This window comes from Rivularia sp. UHCC 0363 (genome assembly GCF_034931125.1).
Classification (GTDB): Bacteria; Cyanobacteriota; Cyanobacteriia; order Cyanobacteriales; family Nostocaceae; genus Rivularia.
The window spans coordinates 23672-33079 of the sequence record NZ_JAYGHM010000028.1; the positions used below are offsets into that span (position 1 = coordinate 23672).

General features: G+C 37.5%; 6 protein-coding genes. 3 read left to right on the top strand and 3 right to left on the bottom strand.

Features of this window, described 5'->3' with window-relative positions; translation table 11 throughout:
• Window positions 1–234: 234 nt before the first annotated feature.
• The 3 genes from VB797_RS17030 to VB797_RS17040 all read right to left on the bottom strand — a co-directional run bounded on the left by VB797_RS17030 (window position 235) and on the right by VB797_RS17040 (window position 3867).
• Entirely contained in the window at window positions 235–2091 is a 1857-nt protein-coding gene (locus VB797_RS17030; protein WP_323238905.1) for a ShlB/FhaC/HecB family hemolysin secretion/activation protein, read from the bottom strand.
• Window positions 2092–2419: 328 nt separating this feature from the next.
• The gene (locus VB797_RS17035) at window positions 2420–3109 is read right to left on the bottom strand and encodes a response regulator transcription factor (protein ID WP_323238906.1); all 690 of its coding nucleotides are present in this window, start codon (window positions 3107–3109) and stop codon (window positions 2420–2422) included.
• Window positions 3110–3381: 272 nt separating this feature from the next.
• A complete protein-coding gene (locus VB797_RS17040; protein ID WP_323238907.1) occupies window positions 3382–3867 on the bottom strand; it encodes a hypothetical protein in 486 nt (161 codons plus the stop codon).
• Between the two features lie 543 nt (window positions 3868–4410).
• On the opposite strand from VB797_RS17040, the gene VB797_RS17045 reads away from it, so the two are divergent.
• The 3 genes from VB797_RS17045 to VB797_RS17055 all read left to right on the top strand — a co-directional run bounded on the left by VB797_RS17045 (window position 4411) and on the right by VB797_RS17055 (window position 8518).
• The gene (locus tag VB797_RS17045; RefSeq protein WP_323238908.1) at window positions 4411–6396 is read left to right on the top strand and encodes a right-handed parallel beta-helix repeat-containing protein; all 1986 of its coding nucleotides are present in this window, start codon (window positions 4411–4413) and stop codon (window positions 6394–6396) included.
• A gap of 248 nt (window positions 6397–6644) precedes the next feature.
• Window positions 6645–7391 carry an excalibur calcium-binding domain-containing protein gene (locus VB797_RS17050; protein WP_323238909.1) on the top strand — a complete coding sequence of 249 codons (747 nt, stop codon included), beginning with the start codon at window positions 6645–6647 and terminating at the stop codon, window positions 7389–7391.
• Between the two features lie 131 nt (window positions 7392–7522).
• Window positions 7523–8518 (top strand): YkvA family protein, encoded by a 996-nt coding sequence (locus VB797_RS17055; protein WP_323238910.1) that lies wholly within the window; start codon window positions 7523–7525, stop codon window positions 8516–8518.
• Window positions 8519–9408 lie beyond the last annotated feature (890 nt).

Consider the following 9408-nt stretch of genomic DNA (forward strand, 5'->3'; position numbering starts at 1 on the left):
TAAATTCGTAGTGCGTGTGCGCGAAGCGCAAACTTCTAGCTCGCTCGTTACAACCAGCGTTAACGTGAATCTGCTGTCTTCGGCACACGCACTACCCAAACCCCTCATAACTCTCCGCTATTTCTAATTTTCAGGCTTAACTGAACGGTATTGACTTATAAGCACAAAAAGTATAAATTAATTATTAGAGTGATGGATAAACGTTAAAACTAAAAAACTCCTAACTCCTAACTTTTAAAACGGATTGTAAATCACGGAGAAATATAAACCGTTTTCTTGCAACGTGTCTTTTTCCCCTTCCAGTTTAATTAAGGGAATTCCCCAGTCAAAGCGGGCTGTGAGTCGCTGTTGCAGTTGCAGACGCAATCCCAATCCTAAAGAAAATAAAGTATTGTCGGTTGCACTACCCAAATCTTCTCTACCTCCTCGGTTCCAAGCGGTACCAAAGTCTACAAAGGGAGCAAGTTGCAAAAGATTGTTTTCTCCGGAAAAACGAGCAATGGGAAATCTGACTTCGGCTGATGCAAAAACGGCATTATCTGCAAGCAAAGCATCTTGACGGTATCCTCTAACACTTTCTTGTCCGCCGATGCCAATTTGCTCTAAAGGTACTAAGGGTCGGTCTGCTAGCTGTACATCTCCCCGTAATAATAGCAGGGTATCTGGTGCCAAAAGACGTACCCACTGGGCTTGTCCTCTCCAAGCAAAAAATCGACTATCGGGAGATATGTTGTTAATTGTGGAATCAAGAGCGTCTAATCCAATGCTGAACTGAGAACGTAAAGCGAAGACTTGGCTGCTGTTGCGATTTGTCCAATCTTGGAAAAAACGCACCGCACTAATGCGCGTTCTTCCATCTTCGTCTGCACCGGGGGAATTCGGGAAGGGAATTTCGCCGTTAAATAAGCTGGCTTTACTTTCTCGACGACTAGCTGTTAAACCTAAAGCAAATTCTTTGGTGGGTGTTTGTACTATGGGCTGACGTAGCGATAGTTCGTAATAACGAGACTTTGATTGAATATCAAGGACATTAAAGGGACTTTCAATTACGTCACTATCGGAAATACCGTAGCTAAATCCTAATGTCCCGTTGCGAGGATTTAGGGGCAAAGTATAGTTAAAATCGAAAGCGTTGCTACCGTCAGTATTACTATAACCCGCATTGATACCGTCACCGAAGCCGAACAAGTTAGCTTCACTGACCTGAATTTGACGGCGAAAACTTCCTACTGCTGGCGATCGCCCGTTATCCAAGCTCAGTTGCGTGTTAAAGGTCTTTGTTTCTCTAATACTTATCTCTAATAAACTTTCTCCAGTGCGAGTTCCAGCAGAAAGTTCGGCTGAAAGCTTATCTATTAAAGGGTTAAGCTGCAACAGTTGTAATGTTTCAAGCAGTTTTTCACGATTGAGAGGTTTCTTTGTACCGCGAGCAATGCGAGAACGAATATATCCAGAATTTAATCTGCGATTTCCACTGATTTTAATATCTTCTAATCCACCTTCGATTATTTCAATTTCAACTGTACCGTCTTGAAACTTCTGAGGTGGAATCAAAGTTCCGCTGGTGATATATCCTTTGTCAAGGTACTTTTGGGTAATTTGCGATCGCAGTTGCAAAATTTCGGCGAAGGTGATCGGACGGTTGGTATAAGATTTCGTAATTTCATCAAAATCTTTCTCACTAAAAACTGTACTTCCTTTAATGATAAATTTATTTACAATAACTGTTTGAGGAAGTCCTTCGGGTGCTTCGGGTGTGGTAGGAGTAATGTCAGGTAGCAACTCTTCGGGTGGTGGTAAAGTCGGGATGTTTGGTTCCGGTAGCGGTTGAGTTGATGGCGGCTTGGTGGTATCTTGAGGAGAAGATTGGCGGCGCTGCGGTATTTGGGCAATGGGATATTTAAATAAGATATCTGCATTTGCAGATTGCTGGGAAGATAAATTAGAAGTTAAACTATCTAAGATTTCTTTGTTTCGTTGAATAGCACTCTTTAACCTAACTGCTTTTGAAGCAGGATAAGATTTTCGATCTAACTGAGATACTTCTGTTTGTTTAATTTCTTCGGCTTTAAGTGGTTTTACTAAAGTCATGCTAGATAGAAGAGCAAAACTTAAACACTGACAGCATTTATAACCATTTGAGAATAAAAAATATTTAGCAATCATAATAACAGGTAAATGAACACCTGGACAACATAAAGGAAACCGTAGTTACCGGGGTAAGAAGTGTAACATTACTCTTGTAACTGAAGATTCAGCGATTTACCTCGTTGATTTTACCAACATCTAGGTTGCTGTATATGAAAACTTTAATTTATGGGTATTATGATGCTCTGCTCTATTAATCAACTGTTCGTAGTAAAGATAGATTTTAACCTTAAGATGTTCTGAGTTAAAGTTCTTACTAGAAGTGTAGTATTTAATCAATTAAACCGACTTCTGTCGCCCTATTCCTAGTGATTATACGGAGGTTTTTACCTTGATGTTTTAATTGTTCACTATCAATACCTAAAGCTTCTTGCAAGTTAAACCAATAATGACGCACCATCCGCTCGGATACGCTAATATGTTGAGCGATCGCTTTATCCTGCAATCCTTCTTGATAAGCTAAACTTAGTAATCTTGACCACTCTGGTTTTTCTTGCAATCCAAAATTTATACAAGGAATATCTTTAATATGAGTGATTCCCTGTAAAGCCCATCTGATTCTAGTTAACATCTCTTCTACAGTCTCGCTTTTATCTACTACCGTAAAACCTCCACAATGAGAATCAATCTCATATTTCATCCGGACTAAAGTTTTAATATGAGCGCTTTGAATGACAATATTTAATTGGGGATAGTGTTGAACTATCTGCTTGAGCATCTGCATCCCTGTTTCAACATTCGCGTTCCTTCCAGACTGATGTGATATATAAATATCCATAATTAATAAGTCAGGCTTAAATGTTGAGATTTGATTTAAAGCATTTTCGGCGGTTTTGGCTGTAATAATTTCTACATTTGGATATGTAGAGGACAGGATGTTGAATATTCCATACAAACACAATTCATGATTGTCAATCAACAAAATTTTGCGCGGTAATTTTTCTGATAAATTCTGGTTCATAATCGGTTACTAAGATTTCAAAACGAGTGATAGCTTAATTGCTCAAATCGTGTTTAGATATCATTGGTCTAGGAATTTAATTCATTTGATATTGATAAACTCATAAATTTAGATTCTGCTCACAACCCAACATTTACTTTTGAATTTGTCTAAAATACGCAATGTATTTAGCAAAAACCTCTTTAGATGTTTCAGAAGTAAATCAGGAATTTTCTGTAAATCGTAACAAAACTTTACAAATAAATTCTGAAGAATACTTATTACCAGGATGTTTAGAACACAAAAGCGATAAATTGCCACAAAATAATAATTATCAACAGATCCAGGATGATAGTTATAGCGGCTTTCAAATAGCGATCGCGACTAATTTTCCAGCCAGAGAACAGTAATACACCCAGTAACCGCAGCGAATATAATTGTAAAGGGAAAAATATTAAACCAATCACAGCACAGCGAAAAGCTCGCTCCAGCGTTTCATCTGCGGGTGAGATTTTGTCAAATTCATCATCAGTATCATCATCAAAAGTCTGGAATGGAATATTGGTAGCTGTAAGAATATCAATTGCATTATTCATATCTGCACGACGCACTTTCAACTTAATCCAGCCTACAGCAACGCTTAAATGCCATGCAAAATTTGTCGTTGCTTCATCCGCAAGCAGACAGCTTATTCTTGCAGCTTTTAATTGCTGTTCCGCAAGGGATGCTTCAATGGAATTTGTAAAAGTTGCGATCGTTACAAGCTCGTCGTTATTCATATTTTACCCCTCTGATTAACTATTTATTTAGCAACTCCAACAGATGTTTTTCATATCAGAAATACTTAAGTAAAAAAAATATTGCCTCCAAAAATATATTATTGCAGAATTTACGTAGGCTTTAGTTGAGTGCTAATTCTAAATACTGTAGGTATTTATGAAAAAAGTTTGATATAAATTACGACTTATGTAAACGTAACTATAAATTATTTATTCCAGACTTGCAAAATCCTTGATTTCTTAAAACATCGGGCTTAACACAAGCTAAAAAAATATTCTTTGTCTAAGTATAAAGTCAAATAAAAATCAGAAAAAGCATTTTTTACAAGTATTTATACTTTTTAATTTTTAGCCTAATATCAGCTTTAATTCAATAGATTAGATACATTTATATAGGTATTTTATCCTGAGTATTTATCTATATTTTTTATATTCAGAGGTATTTAAGATTACTTTAAAGCCCGATTTTTATTGTTAGAAATGAAAGTGTCAGGTAAAAATCAGGTGCGTTTGCCGAACTCATTTACAGGAGAAAAATTACTCATGAATGACTTCGACATACCGCTAAATAGTGAATCATCTTTAATTGCAAGTCCTCAAGAATTAGTTCCAAATTCTGGATTAGATGGAGCAGACTTAATTTCTGGATCGTTAAAATCCTCGAATTCTGCAATGCTACCCACCCTAGAAGAGGATGTCTTACGCTACGAAGCCGAAGAATTGAATCTAACCAACTATTTCGTTGAATCAAATATTGCATCTTCAGGTGGTAAACACATTTCTCTTGTAGGTAGCGATGGTAAAACTGGTACAGCAGCAGGTGTTTTTAATGGTGAAGCTGGAACTTATCAGGTAAATGTGGGTTTTTACGATGAAAATGATGGAGTTTCTTCTGTAGATATTACCGTTGCAGGTGACACTCAAAGCTTTTTATTGGATAAAGACTTACCTGGAAATGCTGCTGTTGCAAAAACTTTAACATCTCGTGTCACCCATTCGGATATTGAACTGCAACCGGGGGATGATTTCAAGATCGAAGCGCAACAGAATGTAGGGGAATTTGCTCGCTTTGACTACATTGAGTTTACCCCGCTAGATACCGATACCGATACTCCTGGAGATAATAATCCTGGTGGAACCGATACTCCGCAGGATGCATCTACATATTACGTTTCATCTAAAGGTAGCGATGACAATCCAGGGACTAAAGAACAGCCTTGGAAAACGATCGATTATGCTGTTGGTAAAGATTCTACGGTGAAAGCAGGAGATACTATTTTAGTTCAGCCTGGTACTTATACAGAGTTGATTACCCTTGATAAATCAGGTAGTAAAGACCTCGGTCACATTACTCTCAAAGCAGATGGTGAAGTAACTCTACGCGATCCAGACCCTATTAACGGTGGTTTTAGAGAGGGTGTAATTCAGTCTGCTGGAGAAGGTTACTGGATTATCGATGGGTTTCGGATTGAGAATACATCCTGGGCTGGTATTGCGCTCCGAGATGCTAATAATATGATTGTGCAGAACAACCATACTTTTGAAACAGGAGCTTCAGGTATCATCGTTTTACCCGAAAGCTACTATCAAGGTGGAGATGCTGAAGTTACTAGTAAAGATATCAAAGTGGTAGATAATACCATTGAACGAGCCAACTGGAGATGGACGGGTAGAGGAGATACTAGAGGTACACAAGAAGCATTGAGTATTTGGGGTGTAGATGGTTTTGAAGTTGCGAACAACGTTGTTAAAGAAGGTAAACGTGAGGGTATTGATGCCAAAACTGGCTCTCGGAATGGTTCCATTCATAACAATACTGTAACGGGTGTTGCTCAAGTCTCCGGTACACCAGGGGGTTACAACGGTGGTCCTGCGATCTATGTTGATGGAAATCGTGCCGATACTTTCAATATCGATATTTACAGCAACATTGTCTACAGTAACGTTGCTGATGGGATTGTAATTGCTGATGAAGCTCCACAGCAAGGAGATGTTAAAGACATTCGAGTTTACAACAATGTAGTTTATGGGAATGGGAAATTAGGCATAAATGGTGGTGTGGGAATTATGGTAACTAGCAACGTTAGCGATGTTGAAGTTATCAATAATACTGTAGCTAATAATATTCAATCGATTTTGATTGATGGTACTGATTTCAACAAAGGTATTAAAACGAGTGGTGTTGTAGTTCGTAACAACATTTTTGCTGATGCTAAGTACCGTAATGGTTTTATTGAAGATGCAAATGATGTTGTCTTGGATAATAATCTGTTTACGGATACCTTTGAAAAGCTCTATGAAACTGGAAATGGATTGAATAACTTCAAAGAAACAAACAACACCAAGGTTAAATCAATTGGTTTCTTGGATTCCAAAGGTAATAATTACCATCTATCTGCTGATTCCCCTGCAATAGATATAGGTTCGGATGCAATTCCCGATTACGCATCTATCGATAAAGATGAGGTGAGACGAGATCGAGATGATGCTCCCGATATGGGTGCTTATGAGTATCGTGGATCTAAGTAATTCATAAATATTCCTTACTTAACCACATAAGTTATGAGGGGTTCGGGTAGTGCGAACGTCTAGCTCCCTGGTGTCAATTAGGGAGCTAGACGCTCCTTTTTAGGAGTTAGCGAGACGTTTGTCCTACCAACGCGCACTACAAACTAGATTTAGACCGCTGATACACCCGATCGTAGGTGATTTCAATCACATTTAGTGTCTTTAGATTGTGGTAGATGTACTCTGAGTAAATTTACCCACAAATCACTGTGAATAAAAAATTTATATTTACGCTAATAGCTTTGACTATGACTGCTTGCGGAACTTCAACTTCTACGAAAAAGCCAATTGAATCATCTCAATTAGAACCGATCGCGGAAACTACTCCTGTATCTCAGGTTATGACTGAAGTAACACCATCACCGATTCCAATAAAAGCAGTAGATAAAATAAAGCCAATTAAACCCGTTGTTAAATCAGCGAAAGTACCTGAAGCTAATCCTACTGCTGCTGAATCTACAAAATCCACGCAAACCGTTAAACCTGTTACCAACACTACGATTGCTCCGGAAAAACCAGTAAATATTACCGAGTTAGTTGCAGATATTAGCGGTAATATTGGGTGCAGCAAGGTAAATAAAAATTATAAAATTAAAGTGGCAACAATTGCGATCGCCAAACATAATCCTCAAAGTTTGCAGGGTTTGAGCAAAAGCCAAATTAAGCAAGCGGTGACACAAAGTATTGCTGACGATCCCGAACGAACTGATGGTTTAGTAGCAGAATACAGAAGTAGCAACTGTGCGAACGCGAAAAATCCTACGGTTGCGACAACATCTGTAGATGTTGATAATAGTAACAGCGTTCCTGCAAGTTCTGGTGAGGTTATTCCTTCACAGTCTGGTAGCTGTAAACAATTGAGAGCGCAAGGTATTAAAAATATTAGCGTTGCAGCCAACCCGTGGGCTGGTAGATTAGATAGAGATAACGATGGCGTTGCTTGTGAATCAAAGTAAAAAAGTCTTCTAACTTCAGATAGATTTTTGCATAATCTGACAATAGTTTATTTACATTCATCTGGTTTGATGTCTAGCGGCAGAATATTTGCTTATATTTAAAAAGTGACATAGATCATGAGGTGATGGGTATGGGAATCAAAGATAGATTTTTGAGAAACTCGAAAAAAGAACCAGATCAAATAGATAATCCACAAACTATAGATATCCAACCATCACCCGCTGGTGAAACATCTTCCGAAGCGGAAAAAGGATTTATCAAACAAATGTGGAATAAGTTCCGCAAAGATTCGCATTCGGACGAAACACCAAAAGTAGAAGCACAAACAGAAATTCCAGCAGATACTCAACCAATCAATGGAGGAGTAGAAACTGAAAATAATCAAAAGGTTAATAAAAAGAATAAATTGCAATCGATTATACAGAATATATTCAGAAAAGATGCAGTTATTTCCTCACAATCGGCAACCGAAAATACTGTTGAAGAAGTGAAACCGCAAATTGTTAGCGAACAAACCGTAAAAACAAATCCTAATAAATTAAAAAAGCTATTTAGTCAGTTAACTCAAAAAGAAAAAGAAGAAATCCAGACAGAAGAAGCGATTGAAGAAGTAGAAGAAAGATTAGAAACCGTTAGCAATAGTAGTAAAATTAAAAATGTATTTTATAAACTAGTAAAATCAGTAAATCCCCAAGATATTCAGAAATATATTCCGAAAATAACCGAAAAATTACCGTCAATGAATCGCGGTCCAATTAAAGAAATTTGGCCAAAAATTCAATCATTATTTCAGATGGTTGTAGATCCGACAGTTGCTTGGAAATCAAAAGCATTAGCAATTGGTTCTTTGCTTTATCTGATATCTCCCTTCGATGCGATTCCCGATATAATTCCTATCGCTGGACTTACCGATGATGCAGCAGTAATTATTTCCGTAGTCTCCACCTTGGCTATCGAGTTAAGTAAATATGCTAAGCAATCAGCCAGTAAAGGAATTGAAGTTGCAGAAGAATTAGCCGATATAGAAGTGCGGAAATATAACCGCATCGTCAGAATTACATTAACTGGTAGTATTATCGCTGCAATATTGGCGATCGCCGTAAAAATCATCCTCAAGCATATATAATGGAGAACTACTTTAATTTATACAGCGTGTTCCGGTTATCGCTGTTCGCAATCACCTTTTACGGAACCGTGCAATTAATAATCAATTTGTTGCGCTACAAACCTTATTATGATAAAGTCCCCAAACCTATAAAAGGATTCTTATTCACTACAGGAGGAGCTTTATTTGAAAGAAAATTTAGACAGCATAAAAACGATTTTGTGGTAAATGGTCTACTTTTAGCCGTTCTAATCATTTTGAACGTAATATTATTCTTCGCTTAAAGTTGTTAATTGTTAATTGATAATTGATAACTGTTTTAGGACTTAACAAAAAGGCATATTCTGCTCGTAGGGTGCTGTGACACTATGTTTGATTTTTAACGCAACAATAAGGTTTTAGTGTCACGCACCAACCGGGGTTTTGTGACAATTGCTGTCCATCCACACCTAAATCTTTCAACTTAGCCAATAATTATTCTATTCGTTGCTGTGCTGCTTCAACTTGCTGCTCTGCTACCATTGCTCTTTCTTCCGGGTAAGTCACTTTCCCAAGGTGGTTCATCACTCCACAAGTCACATGGGGGAATAATAATATTTTCTGTATCTGTTTGTATAGTCGATTGAGTAAGCGCTTGAGAATTTTTTGCAGCCGTTATCGTATTTAAGGGCTTTTGTAATTACCGTAGTAATTACATTTTAATTAATGGTTAACCATTAAATACATGATGGTGCGTTACGGCTAAAACATTATTGTTTTTATTTTCCATAATATTTTTTATGCTGTAACACACTAGTACCGTTCGGCGTAAATAAGCCTACTATTTGCAAAAGCTGTAAATGCTAGTTTTTTCAAGGCTCTTAATGGTGGGTTTATTTCCGCCATACTGTACTAGGCTGTTGACTCTGTAG

Excerpts from the sequence above, each read along its gene's own strand:
- VB797_RS17030 (WP_323238905.1), bottom strand. The coding sequence starts at position 2,091 with ATGACTTTAGTAAAACCACTTAAAGCCGAAGAAATTAAACAAACAGAA.
- VB797_RS17035 (WP_323238906.1), bottom strand. The coding sequence starts at position 3,109 with ATGAACCAGAATTTATCAGAAAAATTACCGCGCAAAATTTTGTTGATT.
- VB797_RS17040 (WP_323238907.1), bottom strand. The coding sequence starts at position 3,867 with ATGAATAACGACGAGCTTGTAACGATCGCAACTTTTACAAATTCCATT.
- VB797_RS17045 (WP_323238908.1), top strand. The coding sequence starts at position 4,411 with ATGAATGACTTCGACATACCGCTAAATAGTGAATCATCTTTAATTGCA.
- VB797_RS17055 (WP_323238910.1), top strand. The coding sequence starts at position 7,523 with ATGGGAATCAAAGATAGATTTTTGAGAAACTCGAAAAAAGAACCAGAT.